The sequence below is a fragment of the Humitalea rosea genome (genome assembly GCF_003253705.1).
In the GTDB taxonomy this organism is placed as follows: domain Bacteria; phylum Pseudomonadota; class Alphaproteobacteria; order Acetobacterales; family Acetobacteraceae; genus Humitalea; species Humitalea rosea.
Genome location: NZ_QKYU01000001.1, coordinates 282225 through 299988, shown reverse-complemented (window position 1 = coordinate 299988; position 17764 = coordinate 282225). Strand labels below are relative to the sequence as shown.

Here is a 17764-nt window from a genome sequence, read left to right as displayed (position 1 = left end):
GGGCGCCCCCTTTGTTTTATGGACCCGCTGCTGCCATCTTTCGCCACATGACCCGGTTTTTCCCAGCATGAGCCCGACCCCCGTCGGCCTCGCGGCCGCGGCCGATGGCACGCTGCTGCACGCCCTGCCCTTCCCGGCCGAAGCCCTGCCCGTCGTGGCCCCCGCCCGGCTGCGCGAGGCCTGGGACGCCGCCCGCATCGCCGCCACCGCCGAGGCCGAGGGCCCGCCCCGCGCGCTGCTGTTCCGCGGCACCGATGGCGCGACGCATGACCTGCTGATCGCGGATTCCGATGCGCGCTGCTGGGCGATGGCGGTGGACCACCTCGCGGGGCTGGATACGACCGCGGGGATCGCGCTGCTGATGCGGCTGCTGGCGCTGGTCGATCTGCTGGCCCGGGTGCGTTTCCTCGACCCGATGTTCGCGGTTTCGGCCGGCGGCACCGAATTCCATCCCGCTCTGTTGGACGCCGCCGCGCGCCAGCCGCTCGATGCGGCGGGGCGGTTCGACGCGGCGGCCTGGAAGCGCCTATTCTCCGACCGCCTCGAATCGCCGGCACCCCGCCGCGCACAGCCCCACCCCGGAGTCGCCTGATGTCCCGCCCTTGTTCGGCCCCGTTCCTGCTCGCGGCCCTGGTGCTCGGCGCCTGCGCGCAGCCGGCCACGCAGCCCGGTGGCGCCCGCCGCCAGGTCTCCGACGCCTGCCGGGCCGAGGCCGACCGGGTGATCGAGCGCCGCGACCGCGGCGATCTGCTGCGCCAGGATGAGCGCTCCGCGCGCATCGGCGTCGGCGGCGGCATGCCGCCGCCGTCCAACTCCGAAGAGCTGCGCCGGGCCTGGGACCGCGACCGGATGGCCGCCGAATGCGAGCGCGGCGCGCTGAACCCGGCCCCCGAGCCGCGCGCCGAGCCGCCCAGGGCGCGCTGAGCTGGCCCTCTGGGGGCGGTCGGCCGGCGGCGGGGCGCTGGCACGCGCCCTGTCGCACCGCGATAGCCGGATCTTCTTCGGCGGCAGCTTCACCGCCTGGACCGGGCTGTGGATGCAACGCATCGCCGTCGCCTGGCTCGCCTGGGAACTGACCGGCTCGGCCCTTTGGGTCGGGCTCGTCGCCTTCGCCGATCTGGCGCCGGCGGTGATCTTCTCCCCCATCGCGGGCGCGGTCGCCGACCGCGCCGACCGGGTGCGGCTCGCGACCCTGACCCAGAGCCTGACCGCGCTCCAGGCCACCATCGTCGCGACGCTGACCTGGGCCGGGGTGATGCAGATCGAGCTGCTGATCGCGCTGGAATTCTGCGCCGGCACCGTCGCCTCCTTCACCCAGCCGACGCGGCAATCGCTGCTGCCCGGGCTGATCCCGCTGTCGGACCTGCCGGCGGCGGTGGCGGCCAATTCGCTCTGCTTCAACCTCGCCCGCTTCATCGGGCCGGCGCTGGCCGGGCCGATCATCGCCGTGGCCGGGGTGGTGCCGGCGATCGCCTGCAATGCCATCGCCTTCACCATCGCCGCGGCGACCATGCCGCTGCTGAACGTCGCCCCCGCCGCCCGCCGCGGGCATCCCGCGACCGCGAGCCTCTTCGCCGATGTGCGGGAGGGGCTGACCTATGCCTGGCGGCATCCCGGGCTCGGGCCACTGCTGCTCTATGCCGCGCTGACCTGCCTGTTCCTGCGCGGGGTGCAGGAGATCCTGCCGCCCTTCGTCGATCGCGTCTTCGGCCGTGGCGCGCAGAGCCTGGCCATGCTCACCGCCTGCTTCGGCATCGGCGCGCTGCTCGCGGGGCTGGTGGTGGCGGGGCGCGGGCGGCTGGAGGGCACCACGCGGCTCGCGATCTGGTCGGTGGGCGTGCAGGCGGTGGCGACGGCCGGCTTCGTCGCGACCTCCTGGTTTCCCTTCGGCCTGCTCTGCGCGGCACTGATCGGGGCCAGCGCCAGCACCCAGGGGATTTCGGTGCAGGTGCTGGCGCAATCCGCCTCGACGCCGGAGATGCGCGGGCGGATCCTCTCGCTCTGGGGGCTGATCACCCGCGCCTTCCCCGCCCTTGGCGCGCTCTCGCTCGGCGCCTCCGGCGAGGCCTTCGGGCTGCGGCTTCCGACCCTGGCGGCCTCGCTGCTGGCCCTGGGGCTGATGGTCTGGGGCCTGGGCAAGCAAAAACAAATCGCAGCGGCGCTGGAAGGTCCGGCACCGCCCCTTCGGGAGCATGGATGATGTTGAACGTCGCGATCGCCGGCATGGGCCGCTGGGGCCAGGTGCTGGTCAATTCCGTGCAGGGCAGCAATGAGGCGGGGCTGCGCTTCGTCGCCGGCTGCACCGGCCGTCCCGAGCGTGCCGCCGCCTATGCCGCCGAGAAGGGCATCGACCTGCTGCCCGATTTTACCGCCGTCCTCGCCGACCCACGGGTGCAGGCGGTCGTGCTGGCCACCCCGCATGGCCAGCATGCCGAGCAGGTGATCGCCGCCGCCCGCGCCGGCAAGCATGTCTTCGTCGAAAAGCCCTTCGCCCTGCATCGCGCCGAGGCCGTGGCCGCCGTCGCCGCCTGCCGCGAGGCCGGCGTGGTGCTGGCGCTCGGCCACAACCGCCGGTTCCTGCCCGCCGTCGCCGAGATGAAGTCGATGCTGGCCGCGGGCCGCCTCGGCACCCTGCTGCATGCGGAGGGAAATTTCTCCGGCCCCGGCGCCAATGCCTATACCCAGGGGATGTGGCGGGCGGAGCGCAAGGAAAGCCCGCTCGGCGGCATGGGCGGCATGGGCATCCATATGGTGGATATGCTCATCAACCTGCTCGGGCCGATCACCGAGGTCGATTGCCGCAGCCATGCCCGCTTCCTCACGAACGGGTTGGATGACACCACCACGGCGCTGTTTGCCTTCGAATCGGGCGTAAGCGGCACATTTGCCACCCTCGCCTTCGCCCCGCGCTGCTGGCGGGTCGCCATCTTCGGCACCGATGGCATTCTGGAGCTGAACGGGCATGAACGCCTGACCTTCACCCCCCGCGAGGGCCAGGGCTGGGCGCGGGATTTCGCGCCCATGGATATCGAGCGCGCCGAGCTTGCCGCCTTCGCCGCCGCCGTCGCCGGCGGGCCCGCCTATCCCTTGCCGGTCGAGGATGCGATCCAGGGGGTCGCGGTGTTCGAGGCGATGGTGCAGAGCGCCGCCGCCGGCGGCCCGCAGCGGGTTGCCTGAGGCAACAGGTGTTCGGGCATCCAAAACCCCTTTAGACACCCGGCCGACCCCGGTTTTGGCCGGGGCGCCACACAGCGGAGCCATGCGCGATGAGCAAGATTTCCCGGAACGGTAGCAACAAGATCCTCTCGTCCTCGGTCGAGTACCACGGCTTTGTCTATCTCGCGGGGCTGACCGCCGATGATCTGTCGCAGGACATCGCGGGCCAGACCACCCAGGTGCTGGCCAAGATCGACGCGCAGCTCGAGCTGCACGGCACGGACAACACCCGCCTGCTGCAGGCCCAGATCTGGCTGAAGGACATCCGCGACCGCGATGCGATGAACAAGCTGTGGTCCGCCTGGCTGCCCGAGGGCGGCGCCCCCGTCCGTGCCTGTGTCGAGGCGAACATGGCCGACCCCCGCCACCTGGTCGAGATCATGGTCACCGCCTGCAAGTGACCGCCTGCGCGTAACCTCCGGCTGGCGGCGGGCGACTCCCGCCGCCGCCGCTTCGACCAGTGTTGCGTCATTATCGCAACACTGTGTCGCAAATTTCCGTTGGCTTGAATGTCGGGGATATTTTCCTGACCAGCCCCGGCGAGAGCCGCATGATCCTGATAATCACGCCAGATTTCGCCGGGTTACAGAGTTCGTGGTTGTTCGCCCTCCCCCTCGATTGGTAGCCACAACTCACGCGATTGGGAGCAACCCAGCGCGTGGGGGTTTCGGGGCGCGGTCTCGCGCTTCGGTCGAGGTTATTCGCTTGGGGGATTTTCTTGCATGAAGGCTGGCCGGATCGGGTTCGTCATGAGCCTCGTGTGCACCCTGCTTGCATTGCCGCCCCTGGTCAGGGAGGCCGCGGCAGAGCGGTCAAAGCCCGGTGAAGCCCGCTCCAGCGGCGTTCGCACCGGCGGCAACGCCAGCCACATCGCCCGCGCCGCAGGCCGCGGCACACCCGCCGCCAAGCCCGCCGAACGCACCGCCAACCGCGCCATCCGCGCCCGCCCCACCGCCGCCCGCCCCACCGCCGCACGCCCAACCGCCGCGCGCGCCAGCACCTCCCGCACCGTCTCCTCTCGCGGCAGCCGCGTCACGCGGGTCTCCCTCGCCAACACGCCCCGCTACACGACGCGGGCCGGCGGCCTCTCCTGCGTGCCCTATGCCCGCCTCGTCACCGGCATGGCAGTGTCCGGCAATGCCGGCGACTGGTGGCGCAACGCCGCCGGCGCCTATGACCGCGGCCGCCGCCCGGAGGCCGGCTCGGTCATCGTCCTCCGTGCCACGGGCAGCATGCGCCTCGGCCATGTCGCCGTCGTCGAGCGGATCGTCAGCGCCCGCGAAGTCCGCGTCCACCACAGCAACTGGGGCGGCCCCGGCATCCGCCGCGGCACGGTGATGCGCAACGTCTCGGTCATCGACGCCTCGGAGAACAACGACTGGTCGGTGGTACGGGTCCAGGTTGGCCATTCCAACGAGAGCTACGGCAGCAGCTACCCGGTGGCCGGCTTCATCTACAACCGCCCCGAGGGCGGCCGGATCCTGCGCGCCGCCAATGGCAATGTGATGGAGGAGGTCGCCGAGGCCCCCCGCAGCCCGCATGCCACGGCGCATGAGGCGCTCTCGCTCGAAAGCCTCACCAACCGTCCCTGAAGATGCTTGATCCCGCGGCCCAGCGGGGCGATGTGCGGGCCACGATGAACGATCTCTTCCAACCTCCGCGCCCAGATGCCGCCTCTCCCGCAGCCATTGCGGGGGGGGCGTTTCTGTTGGTGGCCGCCTTCGGCATCACCGGGCTGGTCGCCTTCTTCCGCGTCATCCTGGGGCTGTTCCTGTGAGACGGCGCCCGGGGCTGCATCTGCCGCCCGGCATCGCCGCGGCGGTCTCCCGCGCGGGGCGGCGCGCCGGGCACAGGCGGGCAAGCCTGCTGCCGCTGTTCGCGCTGCCGCTGCTGCCCGCCGCCTTCATGGCGCTGCTCTTTGGCCGCGGCCACGCGCTGGGCGGGCTGGTCGCCGCGGGCTTCATCGCCTGGGCGGCGGGGCGCGTGCTGCGCCGGGGCCGGCCAGGCGGGGCCCGGCGCGCGGCGATCCTGATGGGGGTCGCGGCCGGCGTGGCCGCTCTGGTGGGCGCCCAGCTCGGCACCATCGGCGCGGCGGTGCTGGCGGCGCTCGCCTGGGGCGGCACGCGGCTGCTGCTGGACGGGGTCGATGCGGCCGAGTCGGAAGCCAATGCCGAGGCCGAAGCCACCAGGGTGGAAGCCGCCCGGGCCGAGGCCACCAGGGCGGAGGCCGCGGCCCGGGCCGCCGCCGCCCCGCCCGAACCCGCCATGCCGGCCGTGCTGCGCGACGCCACCGCCCGACTCGCCCGCATCGAGGCCGCCGCCGCCGGGCTGCGCGACAGCCGTCTGCTGGCCGCGAGCCAGGCGATGGGTGAGGTCGTGGCCGAACTGCTGCTGCGGCCCGAGCGCCTTCCGGCGGCGCGCCGCTTCCTGACCGTGCAACTCGAGGGGCTGGAGCGGGTTACCGCTGGCCTCTCGGCCGGCGCCACCCCACCATCCGGCCTGCCCCGCCTGCTCGACGACATGCGTGACGCGGCGGATCGTCTGCGGCAGGACATGCGTCGGGCGGCGGATGAGGAGCTTGATATCCAGGTCCGCGTCCTGTCGGCCCGGCTGCGCGAAGAAGGCTACGCATGAGCGAGACCCCGCTGTCCCCCACCACCCCCGCCCCGGAACGCGCGGCCGAGGTCGCGCGCCTGGCCGAGCGGCTCGACATCGCCGACCCCGGCTCCATCCTGCGCTTCGGCGCCGAGGCACAGACCCGCGCCCAGGCCGCGGCCGACGCCATGCTGGAGGGCGCGCGCAACGAGGCGACCGGCCAGGCCGGTGCGGCGCTGTCGGACATGCTGGGCGCGCTGCGCGGCTTCGACGTCACCAAGCTCGGCGAAAAGCCGGGTTTTTTCGCCCGCATCTTCACCAAGGCGGGCGCCCAGGCCGCCCGCACCCTCCAGAAATACGAAGGCGTGAAGGGCCAGATCGAGACCATCGGCGATCGGCTCGACAATCACCGCACCCGGCTGCTGGAGGATGTGGAGCGGCTGGAGCGGCTCTACAGCGCGACGCTGGACTGGTTCCATGCGCTTGCCGACCACATCGCCGCCGGCGAGACGGTGCTGGCCCGCACCGACACCGTGACCATCCCCGCCGCCGAGGCCGAGGCCGCCGCCGCCGCGACCGATGGCTTGGCACCGCAGAAACTGCGCGACCTGCGGACCGCGCGGGATGAGCTCGACCGCCGCGTGCATGATCTGCGCCTGACCCGGCAGGTCGCGATGCAGGCGCTGCCCTCGATCCGGCTGATCCAGGAAAACGACAAGGCGCTCTCCGCCCGCATCCAGTCGGTGCTGGCCAATACCGTGCCGCTTTGGCGCACCCAGCTGGCCCAGGCGCTGGCGATCCAGCGCATGCGCCAGGCCGGCGATGCCGTGCGGCAGGCGACCGACCTGACCAACGAACTGCTGGTCGCCAATGCCGAGACCCTGCGCGCCGGCAATGTCGAGGCGCGGACCCAGATCGAGCGCGGCGTCTTCGACCTCGACCGGGTGAAACAGGCCAATGCCGCGCTGGTCGGCACCTTGGAGGACAGCCTGCGTTTGGCCGAACAAGGCCGCAACCAGCGCATCGCGGCCCAGGCCGAGCTGGCCAAGGCGGAGGGCGAGATCAGGCGGGCGCTGCTCGCCGCCCGTGCCCCGCAGCAGACGGCGCCGCGGGCCTAGCTTCTGTCCTGCAGCGGCCAGACATAGGCCATCAGCCACTGGGTCATCAGCCGGCGCACCTCCGGCTCGATGGCCGCATCCAGCCGCGCGATCCCCACCATCAGCGGCTGCTCCGGCGGCATCGCCAGCCCGGGCAGGAAGCGCAGCCGGAACCGGGCGCCCGACAGGCGCTCGGGGATGGCCGGGACCACCAGCGCGCCGGTCCGGGCCGCGAGCCGCACCACGGTCGCGATATTGCCCTCGGCCCGCAGCGGCCGGCCGAGGGCCGGGGCATGCACGCGGCCATGCTTCCACTCATCGACATAGACCAGCAGCGGCTGCAGCCGGGCCTCCAGCGTGCGCAGCGCCTCGCGCGCCGCCATGGGGGTGGGCGCGATCAGCCGCACGCCGTAGCGGCGCCGGGCGGTGACGACCAGCGCATGCGCCACGGCATTGTGGGGAGGCGCGTAGATGGCGGCCGGCACCCGGCCGAGCCCGGCCAGGGTCAGCCCCACCACCTCCCAATTGCCGGTGTGGACGGCGGCAACCAGCAGCGGCCGGTCGCCGCTGTCCAGATGCTCGGCCCCCAGCACCTCGATCCGCCCCTCGGCCCAGAGCCGGTCCAAGGTCGCGAGTTCGGCCAGGGTCCGGCCGAGCTGACGGCACCAGCGCCGGCTCGCCGCGGCCGGATGCCTGGCGGTGCCGAAGCGGGCCAGGGTCGTCGCCGTCCGCTCCCGCCGCGCGCCGCCCCGGCCACGGCCGGACAGGTCACCGAGCCCGGCCCCGATCAGCGAGACGACACCCGTCGGCAGGCGCCGCAGCGTCTCGTGCAGCGCGATGTTGGCTCGTCCCTTCCAGTCAGCCATGCCGGTGATGCAGCCGCATCGGCAGACGGTCCCCCGGGCGCAAGGTCAGGCGGCAGACGGGCATGACCTGGGCGCCCGGCTCCAGGCGGAGGCGGAAGCGCCCGGCCAGCGTCGCGAGGCAGAGCACCGCCTCGGTCAGGCCAAAGGCCATGCCGGTGCAGACCCGGGGGCCGACGGCGAAGGGGATGTAGCCGTGCCGGGGCGGCGGCGGCGCGCCGGGCATGAAGCGGTCCGGGATGAAATGGTCCGGCCGGTCCCATAAATTCTGGTGCCGGTGCAGCAGCCAGGGCACCGCCATCACCAGCGATCCCTTCCGCACCCGCCGCCCGGCAAGCTCGGTCTCCCGCGTCGCCTGCCGCGCCAGCAGCGGGACCGGCGGGTAGAGGCGCAGGGTCTCCTCCACCACCGCCCGGGCGCGGATCAGCTTCGGGAAATCGGCGAAGCCCGCGGGGCGGCCGCCGAGCACGGCATCCGCCTCGGCCTGCACGGCGGCTTCCTCGGCCGGGGACTGGGACAGCAGGAACCAGGCCCAGGCCAGGGTATTGGCGGTGGTCTCATGCCCCGCCATGAACAGCACCGATGCCTCGTTGCGCAGCGCATCGGGGGTCAGGGCGGCACCGCTGCCCTCGGCGAGGCTGCGGATCAGCGAGGCCTCGCGGCGCCCGCGCGCCTCGGCGATCAGCCCATCCACCACGCCATGGATGCGGCCGGCGGCGCGGCGGACGCGGGCGCTCTGCGGCCGGGGCAGCCATTCGGGCAGCGCCAGCATCGAGAGGATGTCCATCTGCCCGACCGCCGCCTGGTAGTCGGAAAACGCCTCCACCACCGTATGCGCCGCCGCGGCGCCGAGCCTGCCACCGAAGATGGTGCGGCAGATGATCTCGGCGGTGAGCTGGGCCATCTCCTCCAGCGCATCGATCGGCGCGCCCTCGGGCCGCCCCGCCCAGGCCTCGGCGCGTTCGGCGACGGTCTCGGTGATCGGCGGCGTCAGCTCGGCGAGGCGCGAGACATGGGTCACCGGCGCCACCGCCCGCCGCCGCTCCCGCCAGGTGGCCCCATCGGAGACGAACAGCCCATCGCCCAGCAGCGGGATCAGCGCGTGGCGCTGCTGCGGGCTCTTGCGCTCGATCACCGCCGCCTTGGTGATGAAGGCCTCCTGCACCGTCTCGGGCGAGTTGGTGATGAAGACGTCGCGCAACAGCACCCGCTGGCGCAGGAAGGGCGAGCGGAAGGCGCTCTCCGGGAACATGTTGAGGAAGGATTTGCGCCCCTCCCGCAGCAGCACATGGATCGGAAGGCGAGTCTTGGAGCGGGGCGGATAGGGGGTGAGGAAGGGGGCGTCAGTCACCCTTATTCCGTAATGCGTACCCGGCGGTTACGCCACGACGTTCTGCCCGGCGGTGGCGCGTCGACCCGGGTATTGCGCGCCCCGCCGGCCGCTTGCCTGCCCATGCCCCATGCGGCATGAGTGCGTCGCGAAATTTGGATTGCGCTTAGCGAAATGACCTTCACCGCCCTTGACCGGCTGCGCCGGCTGTTGCCTGCCGGGCTGCGGGCCGGGTTGAACCGCGCGACGTATGAGATCGCCTACCGGCTGCCCGCGGTGGCCGATACCGGCTTCTTCAACGGCGGCTACCGGCCGCTGCTGCCGGGGCTGCTGGCCGTGCCGCAGCTGGCGGCCTCGCCGTCGCAGGCGAACCTGTATGAACTCGTGCTGCGCCATCACCCCGGGGCGCATCAGACCAGGCCGGCGCGGCTGCTGGACATCGGCTGCGGCGCGGGCGGCGGGCTCGCCTATGCCGCGGCGGCCTGGCCGCAATGCCGGCTGACGGGCGTCGATGCCTCCGCCAGCGCCATCGCGGCGGCGCGGCGCAGGCTCGGCCATCGGCCGGACATCACCCTGCTGCGGGCGCGAGGCGAGGCGTTGCCCCTGGCCGATGCCAGCTTCGACATGGTGGCCAGCGTCGGCACGCTGACCAATGTCGGCGCCGCCGCCTTCCTGGCCGAGGCGACGCGGGTGCTGGTGCCGGGGGGGCTGCTTTCGATCTCGGCGGGAACCGGATGGTCGATCGAGGACTACCGCCGGATGCTGAGCGCGGCCGGCGCCAAGGCCGGGCTGCGGCTGCTGCGCCTGACCGACATCACCCAGGGCGCGATGCTGGCGATCGAGGCCGATGCCATGGCCCATGCCGTGCTGTTCGAGAGCCTGCCGGGCTTCCTGCGCGGCCAGGCCCGCGAATGGGCCGCCATGCCCGGCAGCGCCCGCCACGCCCGCTACGGCACCGGCGCGCGGCGGGACGTGGGCGCGGTGTTCCAGCGCCTGGGGTGATCCGGCCCTGCCTGGGTTGACCAACGGCCCGGAGGCGTCTCGAATCCCCCCAGGGAAATCAGGAAGGAAGCCGCCATGCGTGCCTGGGCCGTCGTCGAGACCGGAAAACCGCTGCAGCACATCGACATGCCGACGCCGGTGCCGGTCGGCAAGCAGGTGCTGCTCGAAGTCACCCACGCCGGGGTTTGCCACTCCGACCTGCACATCTGGGAAGGCGGCTACGACCTCGGCAGCCGCGGCTCCATGAGCCTCAAGGACCGCGGGCTGAAGCTGCCGCTGGCGATGGGCCATGAGACGGTCGGCAAGGTCCTCTCCTGGGGCCCCGAGGCCGAGGGCGCGGGGCTGGTGAAGGGGCAGACCAAGCTCGTCTTCCCCTGGGTCGGCTGCGGCGAATGCGAACGCTGCAAGGCCGAGGACGACAACCTCTGCATCCAGGGCAAGGCGCTCGGCGTGTTCCAGAACGGCGGCTATTCGACCCATATCCTGGTGCCCGAACCGCGCCACCTGGTGGATATCGAGGGGCTCGATCCGGCGCTGGCCAGCACCTATGCCTGTTCCGGCGTCACCGTCTTCTCCGCGATCAACAAGCTGATGCCGATGCCGCCCGGGGAGGCGATCGTGCTGATCGGCGCCGGTGGTCTTGGGCTGCAGGCGATCGCGGTGCTGCGCGCCATGGGGCATACGCGGATCTGTTCCGTCGATGTCTCGGAGGAGAAGCTCGCCGGCGCCCGCGCGGCGGGTGCGACCGACACGGTGCTGGCCTCCGGCGATGACACCAGTGCCAAGATCATCGCCGCCTGCGGTGGCCCGGTCATGGCGATCGTGGATCTGGTGAATGGGTCGGCGACCGCGCGCGCGGCCTTCGACTCGCTCCAGAAGGGCGGCAAGCTGGTGATGGTCGGGCTGTTCGGCGGCGGGCTGGACGTGCCGCTGCCGCTGGTGCCGATGAAGGCGCTGACCCTGCAAGGCTCCTACGTCGGCAACCCCAAGGAGCTGCGCGCGCTGGTCGCCATCGCCAAATCCGGCAAGCTGCCGCCGATCCCGATCAGCGCCGAGCCGATGGACCATGCCAACAGCGCCTTGCAGCGGCTGAAGGCCGGCCAGGTGAACGGGCGGATCGTGCTCGTGAACTGACATGGCGGCGCGGCGCCTGGTCCTTGCCATCGGGGTGCTCTTCGCCCTCGTCGGCGCGGGGCTGGGCTACGCGGCCTGGTCGCTCAGCGCGGATACCCGCGACTTCCTCACCCGCGCGGTGCCGGCCGAGGGTGAGGTGGTGCGGCTGGACACGCTCCGCACCCGGCGCAACCGCTCCGGGAACGCCTTCCCGGTGTTCCGCTGGACGGATGCGGCGGGGCAGACGCATGAGGCACGGAGCAACACCGCCACCGCCTTCGACAATTGGGCGATCGGGGACAAGGTCCGGCTGATGACCGACCCCGCCACCGTGCCACCCCGTGCCGAGGTGGCCGGCACCTGGGGCGACTGGATCGGGACGGTGGTGCTCGGCACCGTCGCGGCGCTGTTCCTGCTGGTCGGGGCGGCGCTGTGCTTGGCGAGGCCCGCCCGCTGAGGCGTCAGCGCCGCTGGCTGCGCGGGTCCAGCGCGTCCCGCAGCCCATCGCCGAAGACGTTGAAGGCAAGCACCACCACGAAGATCGCAACGCCCGGGTAGATCGCCATCCAGGGCGCCTGCGTCAGGAACCGCTGCGCCGAATTCAGCATCGAGCCCCAGGAGGGCTGCGGCGGCTGCTGGCCCAGGCCGAGGAAGGAGAGCGAGGCCTCGGCGATGATGGCCTCGGCGATCGCCAGCGTCCCCTGCACCAGCAAGGGTGGCACGATATTCGGCAGCACATGCAGCAAGGCGGTGCGCCAGGGCGGGTTGCCCAGCGCGCGGGCGGCCTCGAACCAATCGGCCGAGCGCGCCTCCAGCGCCATGCCGCGCGCGAGGCGCACGAACACAGGTGCCGCCGAGATCGCGATCGCCAGCATCGCATTCTCCAGCGCCGGGCCGAGGAAGGCGGCGAGCGCGATCGCCAGGATCAGGAAGGGCACCGAGAGCATGGCGTCCGCGATGCGCGAGATCAGCGCATCGGTCCATTTGCCCGCGAGCCCGGCGAGCAGCCCGAGCGGCACCCCCATCAGCATCGCCGCCAGCACCGAGACGACACCGGCCATCAGCGAGGCCCGCGCGCCCCAGAGCACGCGGGAGAAGACGTCGCGCCCGTTCTCATCCGTGCCGAACAGGAAGGCCGCCGAGGGCGGCTTGCGCAGCCGGGTCCAGGAGGTCTGGATCGGATCATACGGCGCGACCCATGGCGCCAGCACCGCCGCCAGGATGAAGACCACCACCACCACCAGCCCCAGCACCGCGAGGCGGTGCTGGAAGAAGCGGCGCAGCGCGCGGCGGCGCGGGCTGTCGGCGTTCATGCCTGCCTCAGCCGTGGGTTGATCGCCATGTAGAGCAGGTCGGCCACCAGGCTCAGCACCACGAAGATCAACGCCGTCGCCAGCACCACCCCCTGCACCACCGGATAATCGCGGTTGAAGACGGCATCGACGATCAGCTTGCCGAAGCCGGGGATGGTGAAGATCTGCTCGGTCAGCACCGCGCCCGCCAGCAGCCGCCCGAATTCGATGGCGCCGAGGGTGACCACCGGGATCAGCGCGTTGCGGAAGGCGTGCTTCAGCACCACGACGCCCTCGGCCATCCCCTTGGCCCGTGCGGTGCGGACGTAATCCTGCGCCATCGCCGTCATCATCGCGGCCCTGGTGTGCCGCATCAGCACGCCGGCGATCCCCGAGCCCAGCACAAAGGCCGGCATGATGGTGGTGGCGAGCGAGGCGCGCCAATCCTCGGTCAGCGGCACATAGCCCGAGGGCGGCAGCCAGCCGAGATTCACGCTGAAGAACAGGATCATCATGATCCCAAGCCAGAAGTTGGGCGTGGAAATCCCGGCCAGCGCCACGGCATTGGCGAGCCAATCCGTGGGCGTATCACGCCTCACCGCCGAGAGGATGCCCAAGGGCACCCCGATCACGATGGCGATGACGAAGGCCATGGTCGCAAGCTGGAAGGTCACCGGCAGCTTTTCGAGGATCAACTGGCTGACCGGCATCCGGATGCGCCACGAAAAACCGAAGTCGCCCTGCACCACCTTGCTGACCCAGACGAAATACTGCTCGGCGATCGGGCGGTCGAGCAGCAGCTCGGCGCGGATCTGCGCCAGCACCACCGGATCGCCGCGTTCCTCGCCGGCCAGGATCAGCGCCGGATCGCCGGGCATGAGCTGCTGCAACCCGAAGATCATCACCGATAGGATCAGCAGGGTCGGGATGATCTGCGCGAGGCGGCGCAGCAGCCAGCCGATCATTGCAGGCGCAGGTCCTGCACCCGGATCATGCCGTCCGAGATCGGGCGATAGCCCGCCAGCCGCGCGGAATAGATGACGATGTTGGTGGCGTGCCAGAGGTAGATGCGCGCGCGATCCTGCACCACCGCGATCTGCCAGAGCTGGGTATAGAGGGCGAGGCGCTTGTCGTGATCCGTCTCGGCCCGCGCCGCATCGGCGAGGCGATCGACCTCGGGGTTGTTGTAGCGGCCGTCGTTCTGCGGCCCGCGGCTATGCAGGAAGGACCAGATATTGCCGTCCGGATCGGTGCGGCCGGACCAGCCGGCGAGGTAGGTCTCGAACTCGCCCCGGGTCGTCACCTGCAAGGAGGAGGCGAATTCCATGGTCGAGAGCTTCAGGTTGAAGCCGGCCTCGGCGACCATGGACTGGATCACCTCGGCGACCTGACGCAGGTCGGGGTTGTTGGGGACGATCATGTCCACGGCGAGCGGCGTGGTGACGCCGGCCTCGCGCAGCAGCGCGCGGGCGCGTTCGACATTGCGCGCTTCCGGCACCAGCGAGGCGACGTGGTACGGGTTGGCCGGCGGCACCGCCTGGGCGGTCGGCGTATAGGCGCCCTGGTAGACCACCTGGTTGATGGTGGCGCGGTCCAGCGCCAGTTCGAAGGCGTGACGCACCCGCGCGTCGCGGCCCATGGGCGTATTGGCGCGCGGCCCGTTCGTGATGTTGATGGTGATGTTCTGGTAGCCGAGTTGCGGCACCTGGGCGACGGCGAGCCGCGGATTGGCGCGGGCGGTGGTGACGTCATCCGGTTCCATGCGTTCGGCGAACTCCACCGTCCCCGTCTGCACATTCGCAAGGCGCGCATTGTTGTCGGGGATCGGGCGGTAGATCACCCGGGCGAAATGGATGCGCCCGGCGTCCCAGTAGCCGGGGTAGCGTTGCAGCACGATGCGGTCCTGCGCCACGCGCTCGACGAAGCTGAAGGGGCCGGTGCAGACCGGGTGCAGGCCGAAGTCACGCCCGGCGGCCTCGGCGGCCTTGGGGCTGACGATCATGCCGGCGCGATCGGTCAGCTGCGACAGGAAGGCAGCCGAAGGCGTCTTCAAGGTGATCCGCACGGTCAGCGGATCGACCACCACCGCGGTGTCCATGTCGGAGATCTCGCCGCGCCGGAAACTGCCCTGCATCGTCATGTGCCGGTTCAGCGAATAGACGACCGCGGCCGCGTCGAATTTTTCGCCGTCGTGGAAGGTGACGCCGTCGCGCAGCGTGATCAGCAGGCTGGTCGGCGTCTCCCATTTGTAGGAGGTCGCGAGCTGCGGCACGATCTCAAGCTTCTCGTCAATGTCGAACAGCTTGTCGCAGAGTGCGGCGAAGACGATGCGCCCGGTGTAGGTCCGCGCCAGGGTCGGATCCATGATGTCCGGATCATCCTTGAGCGCGATGCGCAGGGTTCCGGTGGGTGCCGGGGCCTGAGGCAGGGTTGCCTGAGCCAGGGCCGGTGCGGCGGCGGCGAGCGCGAGGCTGGCTGCCAGCAACATGCGACGGATCATGCGGCATCTCCTTGGGGTCGAAAGCGGGATTGCAGGCGGACGAGCCGCGCATTGGGCTGGCGGTCCACGACGGCGGCGAAGGGGGGCAGCCGGTCGGCGAGGTGGCAGGCGACGCCATCGGCCAGCGGCGGCACGACGCTGCGGCAGATGTCCTCGACATGGGGGCAACGGGTGTGGAAGCGGCAACCCGAGGGCGGGTTGATCGGGCTCGGCACATCGCCCGAGACCGGGGCCGCACGGCGCCCGCCGCCCGGCACCGCCGCGCGCAGCGCGCGGGTATAGGGGTGGCGGGGGGCGGCCAGCAGCGCCTCGGAGGGGCCTTCCTCGACGATGCGGCCGAGGTACATCACCGCCACCCGGTCCGCGATCTGGCGCACCACGCCGAGGTCGTGGCTGATCAGGATGAAGGCGAGCCCCATCTCCGAGATCAGCCCGCGCAGCAATTCGATCACCTGCGCCTGCACCGAGACATCCAGCGCCGAGACCGGCTCATCCCCCAGGATCAGCCGCGGGCCGGAGGCCAGCGCGCGGGCGATGGCCACGCGCTGCCGCTGCCCGCCGCTGAACTCATGTGGCCAGCGGCGGGCATGTTCCGGCGAGAGGCCAACGCGGGTGAGCAGCGAGGCAACCCGTGCGATTTCCCCGGCGCGGGGCACGATGCGATGCAGGCGCAGCGGCTCGGCCACGGCATCCTGCACCGTCTGGCGCGGGTCCAGGCTCGCGTAGGGGTCCTGGAAGATCATCTGCATGTCGCGCCGGCGGGCACGCAGGGCGGCGGGCGAAAGCTGGGTCAGCTCCTCGCCGCCAAAGCGCACCTGGCCCTCATCCGGCGGGATCAGCCCGAGCAGCAGCCGGCCGAGGGTGGATTTGCCGCAGCCGCTCTCGCCCACGATCGCCAGCGTCTCCCCGGCCGCGACCGAGAGCGAGACGCCATCGACCGCATGCACCGCGCCTCGCTTGCGCCCGATCGCATCCCGCACCGGGAAATGCTTGACCAGATCATAGGCTTCGAGAAGCGCGGTCATGCGGCCTCCAGCGGCGCCAGGAGGCAGGCGGCGGCATGGCCGGGGGCGAGCATGGTCAGCGCCGGGTCGGTGACGGTGCACTCGGCAACGGCAAACGGGCAGCGGGGCGCGAAGCCGCAGCCGGGCGGGCGGTGCATCGGGTCGGGCACCGTGCCCTCGATGCTGGCGAGCCGCCCGCGCGGCCCGTCCAGCCGCGGCGCGGCACCCAGCAGCCCGATGGTGTAGGGGTGCTCGGGATGGGTGAAGATCGCCTCGCCCGGCGCGGTTTCCACGGCGCGGCCGGCATACATCACCACGACCTGCTCGGCATGGTCGGCGACCACGCCGAGGTCATGGGTGATGAGGACGATGGCGGTGCCGGTCTCCCGCTTCAACTCATCCAGCAGCTCCAGGATCTGCGCCTGCACCGTCACGTCCAGTGCGGTCGTCGGCTCGTCGGCGATGAGCAGCTTCGGCCGGCAGGCGAGCGCCATGGCGATCATCACCCGCTGCCGCATGCCGCCCGACAACTGGTGCGGATATTGCGCGGCGCGGCGACGCGCATCGGGGATGCGGACCTGGTCGAGCGCGCGAATCGCCTCCTCATACGCGGCATGGCGGGAGAGGCCGCGATGCAGCGCGAGGACCTCGGCAATCTGGTTCCCGGCGCAAAAAGCCGGGTTCAGGCTGGTCATCGGCTCCTGGAAGATCATCGCCATGTCGGCGCCGCGCAGTTTTCGCCGCGCCTCCGGCGTCATCGCCAGCAGATCCTGCCCCGCGAGGCGGAGGTCGCCCCCCACCCGGGCATTGCCCTCGAGCAGCCCCATGATGGCGAGCGAGGAGACCGATTTGCCGCAGCCGCTCTCCCCCACGATCGCCAGCGTTTCCCCGGGCGCCACCGAGAAGGACAGCCCATCCACCGCGCGGAACACCCCGCGGTCGGTGGCGAAGCTGACGGTGAGGCCGGTGACCGCGAGCGCCGGGGTCATGCCAGCGCCTCGGCGGCGGCGATCTCGGCCTCCAGCACCATGCGGTCCAGCGTGCCGGGTCCGTCCGCGCTGGCCATGTGGCGGCGGAAGTGCACGAAGCGCCGCTGCGCCACGCTGTGCAGCCGGCGCAGCTCGGCCAACGGATCGGGATGGTCGTCCACGCGCAGGTCCAGATCGGGGGTGGCATCGCGGCTGGCGATCAGAAGTGCGGCGGATTGCCGCCCGCGCTTGTCGCCGCCCGCGGCCTGCCCGGCCTCCAGCGCCGCCAGCAGGCGGTCGGACAGCGGCATCCCGGCAGTGGCCAGGAAGGCGGCAAGCGTGGCGGCCAGCACCGCAGGCCCGGCCAGCATGTTGCCGGCGACCGAGACATCCGGCTCCGCGCCATGGCCGGCCGAGGCGATGCAGTCAGCGCCGGTATGGCGGGCCGAGCGGCCATCGGCGGCCATGAGGTGAAGCTGGCGCATGTGCGATCCGGCATCGGCCGCGACCAAGGCGGCGACGGCGGCCTCGGGCCCCTGCCCCGCCGCCAGCGCATCCAGGCCCGCCTGCCGCCAGAGCGGATTGACCAGCGCCTGGCTGCACACCACGCCGACCCCGGCCCGGACCATCGGGCAGACCGCGCCGACCGCGAAGAAGCGGGTGGTGACGGCGGCCCCCAGGGCGCCGGTCGCCGGGTCCCGCGCCAGGATCGACCAGGTCATCGCGGCGGCAATGTCATCGAAGGGAAACGTGCATGCGTCACCCTATGCATTGGCATCGCCGC

20 protein-coding genes are annotated in these 17764 nt (G+C 71.7%); 12 read left to right on the top strand and 8 right to left on the bottom strand.

The annotated features are described in order from the left end of the window. The first annotated feature begins 67 nt into the window (after positions 1 to 67). The 9 genes from C8P66_RS01295 to C8P66_RS01255 all read left to right on the top strand — a co-directional run bounded on the left by C8P66_RS01295 (position 68) and on the right by C8P66_RS01255 (position 6929). On the top strand, positions 68 to 592 hold the full coding sequence (locus tag C8P66_RS01295; protein WP_245903143.1) for a hypothetical protein: 525 nt from the start codon (positions 68 to 70) through the stop codon (positions 590 to 592). Beyond that, positions 592 to 924, top strand: a complete 333-nt coding sequence (locus tag C8P66_RS01290; protein ID WP_146422644.1) for a hypothetical protein — start codon at positions 592 to 594, stop codon at positions 922 to 924. The genes C8P66_RS01295 and C8P66_RS01290 overlap by 1 nt, the downstream gene beginning before the upstream one ends. A gap of 1 nt (position 925) precedes the next feature. Next, positions 926 to 2200: an MFS transporter gene (locus C8P66_RS01285; RefSeq protein WP_342767996.1), complete on the top strand. Its 1275-nt coding sequence runs from the start codon at positions 926 to 928 to the stop codon at positions 2198 to 2200. After that, positions 2197 to 3177 (top strand): Gfo/Idh/MocA family protein, encoded by a 981-nt coding sequence (locus tag C8P66_RS01280; RefSeq protein WP_111396317.1) that lies wholly within the window; start codon positions 2197 to 2199, stop codon positions 3175 to 3177. The genes C8P66_RS01285 and C8P66_RS01280 overlap by 4 nt, the downstream gene beginning before the upstream one ends. 89 nt (positions 3178 to 3266) lie before the next feature. Continuing rightward, positions 3267 to 3617 (top strand): RidA family protein, encoded by a 351-nt coding sequence (locus C8P66_RS01275; protein WP_111396316.1) that lies wholly within the window; start codon positions 3267 to 3269, stop codon positions 3615 to 3617. Positions 3618 to 3965: 348 nt separating this feature from the next. Then, positions 3966 to 4808 (top strand): CHAP domain-containing protein, encoded by an 843-nt coding sequence (locus tag C8P66_RS01270; RefSeq protein WP_111396472.1) that lies wholly within the window; start codon positions 3966 to 3968, stop codon positions 4806 to 4808. 44 nt (positions 4809 to 4852) lie between these two features. Continuing rightward, a complete protein-coding gene (locus C8P66_RS01265; RefSeq protein WP_158537055.1) occupies positions 4853 to 4993 on the top strand; it encodes a hypothetical protein in 141 nt (46 codons plus the stop codon). Next, positions 4990 to 5850 (top strand): hypothetical protein, encoded by an 861-nt coding sequence (locus C8P66_RS01260; RefSeq protein WP_111396314.1) that lies wholly within the window; start codon positions 4990 to 4992, stop codon positions 5848 to 5850. The genes C8P66_RS01265 and C8P66_RS01260 overlap by 4 nt, the downstream gene beginning before the upstream one ends. Next, positions 5847 to 6929, top strand: a complete 1083-nt coding sequence (locus C8P66_RS01255; RefSeq protein ID WP_111396313.1) for a toxic anion resistance protein — start codon at positions 5847 to 5849, stop codon at positions 6927 to 6929. The genes C8P66_RS01260 and C8P66_RS01255 overlap by 4 nt, the downstream gene beginning before the upstream one ends. Here the strand turns inward: C8P66_RS01255 and C8P66_RS01250 are convergent. Together C8P66_RS01250 and C8P66_RS01245 are read right to left on the bottom strand one after the other, a co-directional pair. Continuing rightward, on the bottom strand, positions 6926 to 7774 hold the full coding sequence (locus C8P66_RS01250; RefSeq protein WP_111396312.1) for a lysophospholipid acyltransferase family protein: 849 nt from the start codon (positions 7772 to 7774) through the stop codon (positions 6926 to 6928). The two genes, C8P66_RS01255 and C8P66_RS01250, sit on opposite strands and share 4 nt — an antisense overlap. Then, positions 7767 to 9122 carry a cytochrome P450 gene (locus C8P66_RS01245; protein WP_245903142.1) on the bottom strand — a complete coding sequence of 452 codons (1356 nt, stop codon included), beginning with the start codon at positions 9120 to 9122 and terminating at the stop codon, positions 7767 to 7769. Before C8P66_RS01245 ends, C8P66_RS01250 begins: the two co-directional genes overlap by 8 nt. Positions 9123 to 9275: 153 nt before the next feature. Between C8P66_RS01245 and C8P66_RS01240 the strand changes: the two genes are divergently transcribed. The 3 genes from C8P66_RS01240 (at position 9276) to C8P66_RS01230 (ending at position 11673) form a co-directional block, all read left to right on the top strand. Further along, positions 9276 to 10103 carry a class I SAM-dependent methyltransferase gene (locus C8P66_RS01240; RefSeq protein ID WP_111396311.1) on the top strand — a complete coding sequence of 276 codons (828 nt, stop codon included), beginning with the start codon at positions 9276 to 9278 and terminating at the stop codon, positions 10101 to 10103. A 75-nt stretch (positions 10104 to 10178) separates the two neighbouring features. Further along, positions 10179 to 11237 (top strand): alcohol dehydrogenase, encoded by a 1059-nt coding sequence (locus tag C8P66_RS01235; protein ID WP_111396310.1) that lies wholly within the window; start codon positions 10179 to 10181, stop codon positions 11235 to 11237. 1 nt (position 11238) lies between these two features. Continuing rightward, positions 11239 to 11673, top strand: coding sequence for a DUF3592 domain-containing protein (locus C8P66_RS01230; RefSeq protein ID WP_111396309.1), 435 nt, complete (start codon positions 11239 to 11241; stop codon positions 11671 to 11673). Positions 11674 to 11677: 4 nt separating this feature from the next. Here the strand turns inward: C8P66_RS01230 and C8P66_RS01225 are convergent, their stop codons facing one another. The 6 genes from C8P66_RS01225 to C8P66_RS01200 are packed head-to-tail and all read right to left on the bottom strand — an operon-like array spanning position 11678 to position 17702. Further along, complete coding sequence (locus tag C8P66_RS01225; protein ID WP_111396308.1) at positions 11678 to 12529, bottom strand: ABC transporter permease; 852 nt, start codon at positions 12527 to 12529, stop codon at positions 11678 to 11680. Continuing rightward, positions 12526 to 13473, bottom strand: a complete 948-nt coding sequence (locus C8P66_RS01220) for an ABC transporter permease (RefSeq protein ID WP_111396307.1) — start codon at positions 13471 to 13473, stop codon at positions 12526 to 12528. The genes C8P66_RS01225 and C8P66_RS01220 overlap by 4 nt, the downstream gene beginning before the upstream one ends. Then, entirely contained in the window at positions 13470 to 15008 is a 1539-nt protein-coding gene (locus tag C8P66_RS01215; protein ID WP_170141538.1) for an ABC transporter substrate-binding protein, read from the bottom strand. Before C8P66_RS01215 ends, C8P66_RS01220 begins: the two co-directional genes overlap by 4 nt. Beyond that, positions 15005 to 16033, bottom strand: coding sequence for an ABC transporter ATP-binding protein (locus C8P66_RS01210; protein WP_111396306.1), 1029 nt, complete (start codon positions 16031 to 16033; stop codon positions 15005 to 15007). The genes C8P66_RS01215 and C8P66_RS01210 overlap by 4 nt, the downstream gene beginning before the upstream one ends. Continuing rightward, positions 16030 to 17001: an ABC transporter ATP-binding protein gene (locus C8P66_RS01205; RefSeq protein ID WP_111396305.1), complete on the bottom strand. Its 972-nt coding sequence runs from the start codon at positions 16999 to 17001 to the stop codon at positions 16030 to 16032. Before C8P66_RS01205 ends, C8P66_RS01210 begins: the two co-directional genes overlap by 4 nt. Next, positions 16998 to 17702 (bottom strand): DUF1028 domain-containing protein, encoded by a 705-nt coding sequence (locus C8P66_RS01200; RefSeq protein ID WP_111396304.1) that lies wholly within the window; start codon positions 17700 to 17702, stop codon positions 16998 to 17000. The genes C8P66_RS01205 and C8P66_RS01200 overlap by 4 nt, the downstream gene beginning before the upstream one ends. Positions 17703 to 17764 lie beyond the last annotated feature (62 nt).